Raw genomic sequence first — 13,974 nt, 5'->3', positions numbered from 1 at the left:
CCTGTTTTTCCCTGCGCGGCGCTATTGGAGGTGTCGGTTCCGGGGGGTGAGCAGTGCGTCATAGGGAGGCACGGCAAAGCCATAGACGGTCGCGGGATGAATTCGAACCTGGGTGGCAGCCTTTGTGGGGACCGGAACGCTGATGTGGTCACCGGGCAGCACGTAGGTCCTTGGTAGCGTGGCACTGCTCCCGGAAGGCAGCAGTTGTACCTCCTGAGCCAGGCGTACGACATAAGGTGTTTCGTTGCGTACGCTTAGTTGACCATCCTGCAGCGACCATTTCAGGTCGGTCCATGGTGTGCGGTTCGGCGCCAGGCCTGCGGGGTGAAGGATGACCGGCAGGTTCTGGCGCACCGTCACACCCACACGGGCATGCCCGGCCTCGGGAGCAGATTTTCCTTGGGGGACTCCTTCAAAAATCACCCGCTTCAAACGCTGGGTGAGCAGGGGCTTTTCTGATTGCAGGATGAAGCGCACCAGCTGTGTCCTGGAGGCTTCAACACGTGCCAAGGGTGGTGTCACGAACACCAATGGCTCGGTGTCTTCGGGAATGTCTTCAATGGTGACGTGTAGCAGCGCCAGGCTGGCGTCAGTGTTGGTCACGGATACAGCAGTTTCCCCGCTGGCTTCATTGACGATGACCACGGACGTGTCGGGCACCATGCCGTCGGCGGGGACCTGTGCGGCCCATAACAGCGCACACGCACCGATACCCGTATGGGTCAGGCGGCGCACCTGCTTGAAAAATGATGTATTGATGTCTCTCATGAAAATTCCCGGATAAAAGACCGTTGGCATGGCTCGCAATGCAGACAACGCAAGGCTTCCGTGAGCAGGAGTGCAGTACGCAGGGGGGCACTGGTGTCATGTTCATGCATTCGATAGCCAGGCACTGAGTGAGCGCAGTTCTGTACGGGGACGACGGACTGTTTGGCAGGCCACAACTTAGCGAGCAGATAAGGCGGGAGGAATGCAATAAATACGAAAAGAGAGAGGGGTGTGTATGAAAGAGTGTTGCGGACTACATAGCGTTTTCTAACGGAGGGAGTTCTTTGGTTGTAGTCCTCTTGCGTAGTCTTTATCGCGCTGCAATGTAGGGATCATCTATTTGTTGGATGGGCAAAGAGTTAGCCCATTGAATACATTGAGGATGCGACGTCAGAGGCTTTTTCGGGGCGTTGTGGAAGGGGTATGAACGGCGCTATTTTCCGCGCCTTTGCGCCACAAGCAGGAGGTATCCCACAATGCGAGTCGTTATTGCTGACGACCATTCCGTCGTTCGTGTCGGGCTGCGCATACTCATCAACGCCAGTCGACGATGCGTGATCGTCGGCGAGGCCGACGGTACCGACAGCCTGATGAGTCTGCTTTCAAGCACGTCCTGCGACCTGCTGATCACTGACTTCTCCATGCCGGGAGGGCGGCAGGCCGATGGCTTGAAAATGTTGAGTACGATTCAACGCCATTACCCGGCCTTGCCGATCATTCTGGTGACAATGTTTACCAGCGTGGCGACGGCGAGGGCTGCGCTGGCTCAAGGGGTGATGGCCGTCGTGGCCAAAACCGCATCGGCGACTGATCTGCCTCTGGCAATCAATGCTGTGCAGGAAGGGCATCGCTACCTCAGCGAGTCCCTGCGCGCGCTGTTGACCAACGCCGGCCATCAGTTGCACGAATCGCCACTGTCAGCCAAGGAGCACGAAGTGGTTCGAATGCTTGCCAGGGGCATGACCGTCAGCGAAATCGCCATTCACTTCAAACGAAGCGTGTCGACCATCAGTAAACAAAAGAACATGGCCATGTACCGTTTGGGGATTTCCACGGACGTCGATCTTTTTTCCTACGCCCGGGACAACGGAATGTCGTACTGAAATGACGAGAATAGTCATCGCGTCATTTTCGTCATGAATGCCGATAGTGTTCGATGCGTTTGCAGACTATCGTGCAGGCAAACTTTCGACACCATTATGCAAATCCAGGGGAGCCCGCAAATGAGTGAAGCCCATAGCGCCTTGATCACCCGTTTCTACCAGGCTTTCCAGCGCCTGGATGCCGAAGCCATGGCGGCCTGCTACACCGATGATGTGGTGTTCAGTGACCCGGCGTTCGGCGAGCTTCGCGGTCGCGATGCCGGTGACATGTGGCGCATGCTGACCACTCGGGCCAAGGACTTTTCCCTGACCTTCGATCATGTTCGCGCCGACGAGCGCACCGGTAGTGCCCATTGGGTCGCGACCTATCTGTTCAGCCAGACCGGCAACACCGTGGTCAACGATATCCAGGCGCGTTTTGTCTTCCGTGACGGCAAGATCTGTGAGCACCACGACAGTTTCGATCTATGGACCTGGTCACGTCAGGCGTTGGGTTTCAAAGGCCTGCTGTTGGGCTGGACGCCGCTGGTGAGAAACGCTGTCCGCACGCAGGCATTGAAAGGCCTGAAGGCATTCCAGGCCAGTCGCTGATAAGATCGCGGCCTGTTTTCCTTCAAGCCCTGATCGTTACGTGACCACCCTCAGCGAAAGCAGTGTCGACGCCGACACCCCCGCGAACAAAACCTGGTTCGTCTACCTCGTTCGCGCGGCCAACGGTTCGCTCTATTGCGGGATCAGCGATGATCCCGTGCGTCGCTTCGCCAAGCATCAAAGCGGCAAGGGTGCGCGATTCTTTCTTTCCAGCCCGGCCATGGCCCTGGTCTACACCGAACGCTGTCGCGACAAAAGCGATGCGTTGCGTCAGGAACGGCTGATCAAAAAGCTCAAAAAGAGCGCCAAGGAATGCCTGGTGGCGAGCGCAGTGAGCGCCGCCTCTGACTTATCACTCTGACTGATCAGTTCCCATCAGGCGGACCTGTAGGCTGCCAGGTGATTGCGCGCTAAGCTGCGGATTCCTGATCCTTGCGGCGGAGCCGAGCATGTCCGAGTTGATTCTGCATCATTACCCGACGTCCCCCTTTGCCGAGAAGGCCCGCCTGCTGCTGGGCTTCAAGGGCTTGTCATGGCGTTCGGTAAATATCTCGCCAGTGATGCCCAAGCCGGATCTCACGGCGTTGACCGGTGGCTACCGCAAGACCCCGGTGCTGCAGGTTGGTGCGGATATTTATTGCGATACGGCATTGATTGCCCGACGACTGGAGCAGGAAAAAACCTTGCCGGCGTTTTTCCCGGAAGGTCAGGAAATGATCACCGCGACGTTTGCAGCCTGGGCCGACTCAGTGGTGTTCCAGCATGCGGTCAGCCTGGTGTTCCAGCCGGAATCGATAGCGGTGCGCTTTGGCAAGTTGTCGCCGGAAGCGATCAAGGCGTTTATTGCCGACCGTGCCAGGTTGTTCAGTGGTGGTAGTGCGACCAGGCTGGCCGCCGAGCAGGCAAAGCACCAGTGGCCAACGATCATGTCGCGGCTGGAGTTGCAGTTGCAGCGCGAAGAGGGAGATTTCCTTTTCGGTGAGCCGTCGATTGCCGACTTTGCCCTGGCTCATAGCCTCTGGTTTCTCAAGGCCACGCCGGTCACTGCGCCGCTGGTGGATGCTTACCCGGCAGTTGCCGCGTGGCATGCGCGGGTACTGGGCTTCGGTCATGGTGCATCCAGCGAGATGAGTTCCGAGGAGGCTCTGGCAGTGGCGCGCGCGTCCACGCCAGCGGCATTGCCGGATGAGCAGTTCGTCGATCCCAACGGGTTCACGGCGGGGCAACAGGTAGTGATTGCGGCCACGGACTACGGCGTTGATCCGGTAGCTGGGGAGTTATTATTTTCCGGTCGCGAAGAGCTGATTGTACGACGCGAGGACGAGCGTGGCGGCGTGGTGCATGTGCACTTCCCGCGCTTGGGCTTCCGCATCGAAGCTGTCAGATGATCTCTTGTAGGAGCGAGCTTGCTCGCGATGGTCGTCAACGAAGACGCGGAGAGCCAGGTTCTTCGAGGTGTTTTCGGATTCATCGCGAGCAAGCTCGCTCCTACAGAGCTACTTCAAGGCGGCCAGGATCGCATCCGGGTCGTACCCGCGAATCAGGGTTCCGTTCACATCGATAATTGGAATGCCGCCGCCGCCCAGCGCCTGATAGTCTCCGCGCGCGACGGCATCCTTCTCGATATCGAACTCCTTGTACGGAATTCCTTTCTGATCGAGAAAGCGCCGGGTCAGCTTGCAGTAACCACACCATTCGGTGGCGTAGAGCACAACGTTGGCCTGGGTCTGCGTCTGTGCAGGCACGACTTGCGAAGGGTTGAGCGCCCGCTCGATCTTGCCCCAGTTCTGGCAAGCCACGACCACCAGCAGGATCAGCAGGAATTTCTTCAGTACGCCGCCGAGCATCAGTTGCGACGCTTCAGCTGATCGGTGAGCGAAGTGGGCAGGCCCTTGATGATCAACGTACCGGCTTCTTCGTCGTACTCGATCTTCGAGCCCAGCAGGTGTGCTTCGAAACTGATCGACAGGCCTTCGGCGCGGCCGGTGAATCGGCGGAACTGGTTCAGGGTGCGTTTATCGGCCGGGATTTCCGGCGAGAGGCCGTAATCCTTGTTGCGGATGTGATCGTAGAAGGCCTTCGGGCGTTCTTCGTCGATCAGCCCCGACAGTTCTTCCAGGCCCATCGGCTCACCGAGCTTGGCCTGGCTGCTGGCGTAATCCACCAGGGTCTTGGTCTTCTCGCGGGCGTCGTCTTCCGGCAGGTCTTCGCTTTCGACGAAATCACTGAAGGCCTTGAGCAGGGTGCGGGTTTCACCGGGGCCGTCGACGCCTTCCTGACAGCCAATGAAGTCGCGGAAATACTCCGAAACCTTTTTGCCGTTCTTGCCTTTGATAAACGAAATGTACTGCTTGGACTGTTTATTGTTCTGCCACTCGGAAACGTTGATCCGCGCCGCCAGGTGCAATTGGCCCAGGTCCAGGTGACGGGACGGGGTCACGTCCAGTTCATCGGTCACGGCCACACCTTCGCTGTGGTGCAGCAGGGCGATGGCCAGGTAGTCGGTCATGCCTTGCTGATAATGTGCGAACAGCACATGGCCGCCGACCGACAGGTTCGATTCTTCCATCAGTTTTTGCAGATGCTCAACCGCCACGCGGCTGAACGCAGTGAAGTCCTGGCCGCCATCGAGGTACTCCTTCAGCCAGCCGCTGAACGGGAACGCGCCGGATTCAGGATGGAACAGGCCCCAGGCTTTACCCTGTTTGGCGTTATAGCTTTCGTTGAGGTCGGCGAGCATGTTCTCGATGGCCGCGGACTCGGCCAGTTCAGAGTCACGGGCGTGGAGAACTGCAGGTGTGCCGTCGGGTTTTTTGTCGATCAGGTGGACGATGCAATGACGGATCGGCATGGGCTTCTCGGCTGAATGAAGAGAGGAGGGCGTGCTCCCCGAAAAAGCGCTCAGTGTACCGCAACCGCTGGTTTTGGCGCGGTGCGAAGGGCAATTGGCAGGCGACCGACGGCGCTTATGCGTTTTTTTCCCGTTTTAGCGCAATAAAGCTGACCAAATGGGTAGCTAGAGGCGGATATTTCCACGGCTGTGTGCTAGCTTTGCCCGGTCTTGCGCGAAGTCACTGCGTTAAGCGTGCAGTCAGCATTTGTCAGGTCGAACCAAACCCTGATTTCGGTATCTATAACCCCGATCCCGAGGTTATTTGGCCGAGGGTGCCAGATCCAGAAGATCGGGCTCGATGGCTGACATTGCACTCTGCAATCCATATGAATTTGATAGGGAAGGAACACTAAATGGCTCTTACTAAAGACCAACTGATCGCCGACATCGCTGAAGCTATCGACGCGCCGAAAACCACCGCGCGTAACGCTCTGGACCAACTGGGCCAAATCGTTGCCGATCAGCTGGAAAACGGCGGCGAAATCACTCTGCCAGGTATCGGCAAGCTGAAAGTGACTGAGCGCCCTGCCCGTACTGGCCGTAACCCTTCGACTGGCGCTGCCATCGAAATCGCTGCCAAGAAAGTGATCAAGCTGGTTGTGGCCAAAGGCCTGACCGACGCTGTCAACAAGTAAGACTTGTTAAAAAAAACCGTGCACCGGAGCGATCCGGGCACGGTTTTTTTGTGCGCGTTGTAACGGTTTACGCAAGGTGAATTTTTGGAATAATCCCTTTGTTGGGAAGTAGTTGTTACTCGTGCGCCTGACAGGGATAGCCGTTTGCGCTGAATAATACTTTTCTCTCTGTATATAACGAACGTTCCTACAGAACTGATAGTTGAGTGTGCGCCTTGGGTCGGTAGTATCAATAAGGCGTAGCGCTGGGCTTTGCGTAAAAAAGCCAAAACCAAACTTCAGTTGTTCGTCACAGGGACGTTATTATGAAAGTTAAACAGTTGTTGATGTGCGTATCGTTTCTGGTGTCCGGCCAGGCCTTGGCCAATGTTACCGAGTACTGCCCAAGCCCTTCTGACATCAAGGAGTTGGCGGCCGGTGCCTATAAAGCCCCGACAGCAAGTGGCGACGGGGAATGGTACGGTGTTTCGCAAACCGGGCGTGGACCGGCAGGTGAGTTCGAGTTGGCGATATTCGCTCCTCGCATAGCGGCCGAAGGCGGCACTGTTGCCGGTGAAATTCTGCGTTGTGGTTACAAGTTGCAACATGGAGGTGAGTTGGATATGAGATACAAGCGAGAAGGAACTATCGTAAGTATTGATACCAATGGGCCATGGGAAGAATGGCTTGGTCAGTATTACTGCGATAGCAAGGAAGCGCGTACCTGTGCGTTCAAAGAAATTGTTCGAGCAACAAAGCGATGAAACGGAGATGTCTGAACTTTTCTGTTGTCGAAGTTGCTCGCAAAGTCCAGGCAGTTTGTGATTACAGATCTGAGCTTCACGGTTAACCGCTAAGGCTTGTTAAAAAGCCGTGTACAGGAGTCACCCTGACACGGCTTTTTTGTACTTTTGACTTTTTACTCGGCTGTAGACTTCGACCATCGTGCCTGACGCCAGGCTTGTTGCTGCGCTTTGGTCTGGAAGGTCCAGGCGACGAAGCGGCTCTGTTTCTGTCCCTGACCCATTTCCACCACCTGACTGTCCAGCGCGCCGGCCTTGCTCAGAGCCGCCTGGATCGCCGGCAGGTTCGACGCCTTCGACACCAGCGTGCTGAACCACAGCACTTGTTGCGCCACCTGCACGCTTTCGCTGACCAGTTGCGTGACGAAACGCACTTCCCCGCCCTCACACCACAATTCCGCCGCCTGCCCGCCGAAGTTCAGCACTGGCAGCTTGCGTTTCGGATCGGCCTTGCCCAAGGCTCGCCATTTTCGCGTGCTACCCCGTGTGGCCTCGTCCAGCGAGGCGTGGAATGGTGGATTGCACATGGTCAGGTCGAACCGCTCTGCGCTTTCCAGCAGGCCTGTGAGGATCTGCTTGAGGTTGCTCTGCTGGCGTACCTGGATCGCTTTGTTCAGGCCATTGGATTGAATGATCGCCTTCGCCGCGGCGATGGCGGTCGCATCGATATCGGAACCAAGGAACTGCCAGCGATAGTCGCTGTAACCGATCAGCGGATACACGCAGTTGGCGCCCATGCCGATATCCAGCACCTTCACGGCCGCGCCACGGGGGATCACGCCGTCATTGCCACTGGCCAGCAGGTCGGCGAGGAAGTGCACGTAATCGGCACGGCCTGGCACCGGAGGGCACAGGTAGTCGGCCGGAATGTCCCAGTGAGCGATGCCATAGAACGACTTGAGCAACGCCCGGTTGAACACCCGCACGGCTTCCGGGCTGGCGAAGTCGATGCTTTCCTTGCCGTACGGATTGATGATCACGAATTTCTGCAGTTCCGGGGAGCTTTTGATCAGCGCCGGAAAGTCGTAGCGACCCTGATGGCGATTGCGCGGGTGCAGGTTGGCCTTTTCCTTCGGGGCGACGGCCGTGGCCAGGGTCTTCGGGGCAGGCTTTTGGCGCGCAGGCTTGGGGGGGCGGGGGGCGGTCATGGGTGTGGTCGATTCGGGCATGGCTGAAAGTGGCGGGCATTGTCCCACATCTATGGGCAACACCGCTCCCACAGGGGGGGCTTCATTGGATGTTAGAAAGTGGCAGGCATAAAAAAGGGAGGCCGCTTGGGCCTCCCTCTTTCAGTGCGATCTGCCGTTACAGGCTGGCAATCCGCGCATGCTGCTCGGCCAGCTTGCCCAGGGCCTGTTCGGCCTCGGCGAGTTTGGCGCGTTCCTTGTCGATGACTTCGGCGGGTGCCTTGTCAACGAAACCGGCGTTGGACAGCTTGCCGCCGACACGTTGCACTTCACCTTGCAGGCGCTGGATTTCCTTGTCCAGACGCGCCAGTTCCGCAGCTTTGTCGATCAAGCCGGCCATTGGCACCAGCACTTCCATCTCGCCGACCAGCGCGGTGGCGGACAGCGGCGCTTCTTCGCCAGCAGCCAGCACGGTGATCGATTCCAGACGCGCCAGCTTCTTCAGCAGGGCTTCATTTTCGGTCAGGCGACGCTGATCCTCGGCGCTGACGTTCTTCAGGAACAACGGCAGCGGTTTGCCCGGGCCGATGTTCATTTCGCCACGGATGTTACGGGTGCCGAGCATCAGGCCCTTGAGCCATTCAATGTCATCTTCGGCCGCCTGATCGATGCGTGTTTCGTTGGCCACTGGCCAAGGTTGCAGCATGATCGTCTTGCCTTCGATACCGGCCAGCGGCGCGATGCGCTGCCAGATTTCTTCGGTGATGAACGGCATGAACGGGTGCGCCAGACGCAGGGCGACTTCCAGTACGCGCACCAGGGTGCGACGGGTGCCGCGCTGGCGTTCGACCGGTGCGTTTTCGTCCCACAACACAGGCTTGGACAGCTCCAGGTACCAGTCGCAATACTGGTTCCAGATGAACTCGTACAAGGCTTGCGCAGCCAGGTCGAAACGGAACTGGTCGAGCTGGCGGGTCACTTCGGCTTCGGTGCGTTGCAGTTGCGAAATGATCCAGCGATCGGCCAGGGACAGCTCATAGGCTTCACCGTTTTGGCCACAGTCTTCGCCCTTGTCCAGCACGTAGCGCGCCGCGTTCCAGATCTTGTTGCAGAAGTTGCGATAGCCTTCGACGCGGCCCATGTCGAACTTGATGTCACGACCGGTGGATGCCAGCGAGCAGAAGGTGAAGCGCAGGGCGTCGGTGCCGTAGCTGGCGATGCCTTCGGCGAACTCGTCGCGGGTCTGCTTCTCGATCTTCTTCGCCAGTTTCGGCTGCATCATGCCGGAGGTACGCTTCTGTACCAGCTCTTCCAGCTCGATACCGTCGATGATGTCCAGCGGGTCCAGGACGTTGCCCTTGGACTTGGACATCTTCTGGCCCTGGCCGTCACGCACCAGGCCATGCACGTACACGGTCTTGAACGGAACCTGCGGCGTGCCATCTTCGTTCTTCACCAAATGCATGGTGAGCATGATCATCCGGGCAACCCAGAAGAAAATGATGTCGAAGCCGGTCACCAGTACGTCGGTGGAGTGGAATTTCTTCAGGAATTCGGTTTTTTCCGGCCAGCCGAGGGTGGAGAACGTCCACAGGCCCGAACTGAACCAGGTGTCGAGAACATCGTTGTCCTGTTGCAGCGCGACGTCCGGGCCGATGTTGTGCCTGGCCCGCACTTCGGCTTCGTCGCGACCGACGTAGACCTTGCCCGACTCGTCGTACCAGGCCGGAATCCGGTGGCCCCACCACAGTTGACGGCTGATGCACCAATCCTGGATGTCGCGCATCCACGAGAAGTACATGTTTTCGTACTGTTTTGGCACGAACTGGATACGGCCGTCTTCAACGGCTGCAATCGCAGGCTCGGCCAAAGGCTTGGTGGACACGTACCACTGGTCGGTCAGCCATGGCTCGATGACGGTGCCGGAGCGGTCGCCTTTCGGCACTTTCAGGGCGTGGTCGTCAACGCTGACCAACAGGCCGGCAGCGTCGAACGCGGCCACGATCTGCTTGCGGGCTTCGAAGCGGTCGAGACCGGCGTATTCCGCCGGGATCTTGCCGTCGATGGTTTCGTTCAGCGTGCCGTCGAGGTTGAACACCTGGCAGGCCGGCAGGACCGTTGCGTTTTTGTCGAAGATGTTCAGCAGCGGCAGGTTGTGACGCTTGCCGACTTCGTAGTCGTTGAAATCGTGGGCCGGGGTGATCTTCACGCAGCCGGTACCGAATTCAGGGTCGCAGTAATCGTCGGCAATGATCGGGATGCGGCGGCCGACCAGCGGCAGCTCGACAAATTTGCCGATCAGGGCTTTGTAGCGATCATCGTTCGGGTTCACGGCCACGGCGGAGTCGCCGAGCATGGTTTCCGGGCGAGTGGTCGCGACGATCAGGAAATCGTTGCCTTCAGCGGTCTTGGCTCCGTCGGCCAGCGGGTATTTCAGGTTCCACAGGAAACCTTTCTCGTCGTGGTTTTCCACTTCGAGGTCGGAAATCGCCGTGTGCAGCTTGGTGTCCCAGTTGACCAGACGCTTGCCGCGGTAGATCAGGCCGTCTTCGTGCAAACGGACGAAGGCTTCTTTAACGGCTTCCGAGAGGCCGTCGTCCATGGTGAAGCGCTCGCGGCTCCAGTCTACGGACGAGCCGAGGCGACGGATCTGACGGCTGATGTTGCCGCCGGACTCATCCTTCCACTCCCAGACTTTCTCGAGGAACTTCTCGCGACCCAGGTCATGGCGGCTCTGGCCCTTGGCTTCGAGCTGACGTTCCACCAGCATCTGCGTGGCGATACCGGCGTGGTCGGTACCCGGCTGCCACAGGGTGTTGCGACCCTGCATGCGGCGGAAACGGATCAGGGCGTCCATGATCGCGTTGTTGAAGCCATGCCCCATGTGCAGGCTGCCGGTGACGTTCGGCGGCGGGATCATGATGGTGTAGGACTCGCCCGCGCCTTGCGGGGCGAAGTAATTCTCTGACTCCCAGGTGTTGTACCAGGAAGTTTCAATGGCGTGCGGCTGGTAGGTCTTATCCATGCGCGGCGGGACCCTATTGGCATTTATTCAGGAAAAGCCGGGAAGTATAGCGGGGATGAGCGTTTGCGCGTAGAGCGAGGTGACAATGGGTGGGGGAAAAGTTGTGATGGGTGAGTTGTCAGTGAGGACCCCTTCGCGGGCAAGCCCGCTCCCACATGGGTATGTGTCGTACCAGCATTTTGTGAACGACACTCAACCTGTGGGAGCGGGCTTGCCAGCGATGGCGGCCTGTCAGGCAACCTGATTCAAATCGTTATGCCGCGTTTCCTTCAGGCACAGCACCGCAATCAGGCTCAGCACCGCCGCCCCGGAAACATACCCGCCGACATAGCCCAACCCGCCCATCGCCACCAGCTTCTGCGCGAAAAACGGCGCCGCTGAAGCCCCGACGATACCGCCCAGGTTGTAGGCCGCCGAGGCGCCGGTATAACGCACGTGGGTCGGGAACAGCTCCGGCAGCAACGCACCCATCGGTGCAAACGTCACGCCCATCAGAAACAGTTCGATGCACAGGAACAGCGCCACACTCCAGGTCGAGCCTTGGGTCAGCAGCGGCTCCATGAGAAAGCCGGACAGGATCGCCAGTACGCCACCGATGATCAGCACCGGCTTGCGCCCGTAACGGTCGCTGGCCCAGGCCGACAGCGGGGTGGCGGCAGCCATGAACAGCACCGCGAAGCACAGCAGGCCGAGGAAGGTTTCGCGGCTGTAGCCAAGCGTTGCCACGCCGTAACTCAGGGAAAACACGGTGGAGATATAGAACAGCGCGTAGCACACGACCATCGCGCCGGCGCCCAGCAACACAGGGGCCCAGTATTGACCGAACAGCTCGAACAGCGGGATCTTCACCCGCTCCTGGCGCGCCACGGCGTTGGCGAACACCGGGGTTTCATGCAGCTTGAGGCGCACGTACAGGCCGACCATCACCAGTGCGGCGCTGAGCAGGAACGGAATACGCCAGCCCCAGGAGCGGAACTGTTCATCGTCCAGTACTACGGCCAATGTCAGGAACAGGCCGTTGGCCGCCAGAAAGCCGATGGATGGACCCAGTTGCGGAAACATGCCGAACCACGCGCGTTTGCCTTTCGGCGCGTTCTCCGTGGCCAGCAATGCCGCGCCACCCCATTCACCGCCCAGCCCCAGACCCTGGCCGAAGCGCAGGACGCAAAGCAGGATCGGTGCCCAGGCGCCAATGCTGTCGTAACCCGGCAGCACGCCGATCAGCGTGGTGCACACGCCCATCAGCAGCAGCGAGGCGACCAGGGTCGATTTGCGCCCGATACGGTCGCCAAAGTGGCCGAAAAGCGCCGAACCCAAAGGGCGTGCAAGGAAGGCGATGCCGAACGTGAGAAACGCCGAAAGCATCTGGGCGGTGCCGGATGTCTGCGGAAAGAACACCGGGCCGATCACCAGTGCGGCGGCGGTGGCATAGACATAGAAGTCGTAGAACTCGATGGCGGTGCCGATGAAGCTTGCGGTGGCCACGCGGGTGGCGGAGTTCGTCGGTTGCGCAGGTGTGGAGTCGCTGTAAGTCGTGCTGGTCGTCATGCGGTTATCCCTGACTGTCATGTGCTCCAGTGGAGCGAATTATTATGGTCGAGAACCCAGGGATGTGGGTGGAGGCACGGTCGCTGTTCAAGGTAGGAACAGTCGTCGGTTTGCTGCGGGCTTTGCTGATGGACAGGCCGGAAGCTGCGAAGTGCGGGGTAAGCACGGGGCCGGCGAGGCTTGGGTAAGCGCTTCGATTATAGGAAGGTGGCTAACGATCGAACAAGAGGGCTGGCGAACTCAGGGATTTGTGTCAGGTTTTAGATAACGACAGGCATCGAGCTGGTCTGCCAGATCAGCACTCGCGTGACACGGTTGTCCTCGGTCTCGAGAATTTCCAGGCGATACCGACCGATCTTCAGGCACACCGCACTTTCGGGAATGGTTTCCAGCGCCTCGGTGACCAGACCGTTCAGGGTTTTCGGGCCATCGCTGGGCAGGTGCCAGCCGAGGCTCTTGTTCAGCTCGCGAATGGACGCAGCTCCGTCGATCACCAGGCGTCCGTCGGCTTGCGGATGAATGTGCGGGTTGTCCAGGCTGTGCTGGCTTTCGAACTCGCCGACGATTTCTTCAAGAATGTCTTCCAGGGTGACGATGCCCAGCACTTCGCCGTATTCATCGACCACCATGCCCAGGCGCCGCTGCTGCTTGTGGAAATTGAGCAGTTGCAACTGCAGAGGGGTACTTTCCGGCACGAAGTATGGCTCGTGACTGGCTGCCAGCAGCGCTTCCCTGGTCAGGCTCGCATCGGGCAGCAAGTGAAGGATGTGTCGGGTGTTGAGGACGGCTTCGACCTGGTTGATATCACTGTGGAACACCGGCAGGCGAGTGCGCTTGTTGTGGCGCAATTGTTCGATGATTTCTTCGATGGGGTCATCGAGGTTGATGCCGTCCACGTCACTGCGCGGCACCAGGATGTCATTGACCGTGATGTTGTCCAGTGCGTGGATGCCTGGCAGCGGGTGAGGGCGGTTCACGGTTTCGAGAGGGGCGTGCCGTTCGGTCAGCGTTTCGTCCTCACTCTGTTGCACCACTTTGGCTTTACGGGCGAATGGTCGCATCAGCAACTGACTGATGCTGTTGAGCAGCCATGCCGCGGGATAGATGATTTTCAGTGGTATGCGCAGCAGATTGTTACCCTGGGCCAGGATCGCATCCGGATAACGGATGGCGAGCGCCCGTGGCAAATAGTCGGAAAACACCAGCAAAATGGCGCCCGCCCCAAGACACGCAACCCACGGGCCGTTCTCGGCCCAGGTGAAAATGGCCAGCAAGGTGCTGATGACCACCACGAGTGCACGGCACAGGGTGTTGCAAAATATCAGGCTGGCAAGCGGGAAGCTGAGTTTCGCCACCGGTTTGTCGCTGGAGCGCGTTGCGGTGCGCTGGGCCAGCAAATGCTGGTGCGCGGCCTCAATGGCGGTAAACAGCCCCGACCATAAAATCAGCAGGGTCACTACCGCGAGCATCGGCCCTGTGGGCAAGTCGTCCATTAATGCCGC

At 58.9% G+C, this 13,974-nt stretch carries 13 protein-coding genes; 6 read left to right on the top strand and 7 right to left on the bottom strand.

The window, feature by feature from the left end; genetic code table 11:
- Window positions 1-21: 21 nt before the first annotated feature.
- Window positions 22-768 (bottom strand): fimbria/pilus chaperone family protein, encoded by a 747-nt coding sequence (locus tag AC06G5_RS24860; RefSeq protein ID WP_413428692.1) that lies wholly within the window; start codon window positions 766-768, stop codon window positions 22-24.
- Window positions 769-1,244: 476 nt separating this feature from the next.
- On the opposite strand from AC06G5_RS24860, the gene AC06G5_RS24855 reads away from it, so the two are divergent.
- The 4 genes from AC06G5_RS24855 to AC06G5_RS24840 all read left to right on the top strand — a co-directional run bounded on the left by AC06G5_RS24855 (window position 1,245) and on the right by AC06G5_RS24840 (window position 3,850).
- The gene (locus tag AC06G5_RS24855; protein ID WP_413428693.1) at window positions 1,245-1,871 is read left to right on the top strand and encodes a response regulator; all 627 of its coding nucleotides are present in this window, start codon (window positions 1,245-1,247) and stop codon (window positions 1,869-1,871) included.
- A gap of 120 nt (window positions 1,872-1,991) precedes the next feature.
- Window positions 1,992-2,462, top strand: a complete 471-nt coding sequence (locus AC06G5_RS24850) for a nuclear transport factor 2 family protein (protein ID WP_413704059.1) — start codon at window positions 1,992-1,994, stop codon at window positions 2,460-2,462.
- Window positions 2,463-2,502: 40 nt separating this feature from the next.
- Complete coding sequence (locus tag AC06G5_RS24845; protein ID WP_413428695.1) at window positions 2,503-2,823, top strand: GIY-YIG nuclease family protein; 321 nt, start codon at window positions 2,503-2,505, stop codon at window positions 2,821-2,823.
- 88 nt (window positions 2,824-2,911) lie between these two features.
- The gene (locus AC06G5_RS24840; protein WP_413704060.1) at window positions 2,912-3,850 is read left to right on the top strand and encodes a glutathione S-transferase family protein; all 939 of its coding nucleotides are present in this window, start codon (window positions 2,912-2,914) and stop codon (window positions 3,848-3,850) included.
- A gap of 108 nt (window positions 3,851-3,958) precedes the next feature.
- On the opposite strand, the gene AC06G5_RS24835 is transcribed toward AC06G5_RS24840, so the two are convergent.
- Together AC06G5_RS24835 and yejK are read right to left on the bottom strand one after the other, a co-directional pair.
- The gene (locus tag AC06G5_RS24835) at window positions 3,959-4,309 is read right to left on the bottom strand and encodes a glutaredoxin family protein (protein ID WP_413428697.1); all 351 of its coding nucleotides are present in this window, start codon (window positions 4,307-4,309) and stop codon (window positions 3,959-3,961) included.
- Window positions 4,309-5,313: a nucleoid-associated protein YejK gene (yejK, locus tag AC06G5_RS24830; protein ID WP_057396732.1), complete on the bottom strand. Its 1,005-nt coding sequence runs from the start codon at window positions 5,311-5,313 to the stop codon at window positions 4,309-4,311. The genes AC06G5_RS24835 and yejK overlap by 1 nt, the downstream gene beginning before the upstream one ends.
- Before the next feature lie 395 nt (window positions 5,314-5,708).
- Between yejK and AC06G5_RS24825 the strand changes: the two genes are divergently transcribed.
- Window positions 5,709-5,990, top strand: a complete 282-nt coding sequence (locus AC06G5_RS24825; protein WP_007905514.1) for an HU family DNA-binding protein — start codon at window positions 5,709-5,711, stop codon at window positions 5,988-5,990.
- A gap of 305 nt (window positions 5,991-6,295) precedes the next feature.
- Complete coding sequence (locus AC06G5_RS24820; RefSeq protein ID WP_413428698.1) at window positions 6,296-6,733, top strand: DUF3757 domain-containing protein; 438 nt, start codon at window positions 6,296-6,298, stop codon at window positions 6,731-6,733.
- Between the two features lie 155 nt (window positions 6,734-6,888).
- Here AC06G5_RS24820 and rlmF read toward each other — a convergent pair whose 3' ends face one another.
- The 4 genes from rlmF to AC06G5_RS24800 form a co-directional block, all read right to left on the bottom strand.
- Entirely contained in the window at window positions 6,889-7,920 is a 1,032-nt protein-coding gene (gene rlmF, locus AC06G5_RS24815) for a 23S rRNA (adenine(1618)-N(6))-methyltransferase RlmF (protein ID WP_480458522.1), read from the bottom strand.
- A gap of 157 nt (window positions 7,921-8,077) precedes the next feature.
- On the bottom strand, window positions 8,078-10,924 hold the full coding sequence (locus AC06G5_RS24810) for a valine--tRNA ligase (protein ID WP_413704062.1): 2,847 nt from the start codon (window positions 10,922-10,924) through the stop codon (window positions 8,078-8,080).
- Between the two features lie 231 nt (window positions 10,925-11,155).
- Window positions 11,156-12,472: an MFS transporter gene (locus AC06G5_RS24805; protein WP_413704063.1), complete on the bottom strand. Its 1,317-nt coding sequence runs from the start codon at window positions 12,470-12,472 to the stop codon at window positions 11,156-11,158.
- A 260-nt stretch (window positions 12,473-12,732) separates the two neighbouring features.
- A complete protein-coding gene (locus AC06G5_RS24800) occupies window positions 12,733-13,965 on the bottom strand; it encodes a transporter associated domain-containing protein (protein ID WP_413426063.1) in 1,233 nt (410 codons plus the stop codon).
- Window positions 13,966-13,974: the final 9 nt, after the last annotated feature.

It is taken from the genome of Pseudomonas sp. WT-JTC (assembly GCF_056711565.1).
Note: the sequence above shows the minus strand (reverse complement) of the source record. Positions and strands in the feature narration are given on the sequence as shown.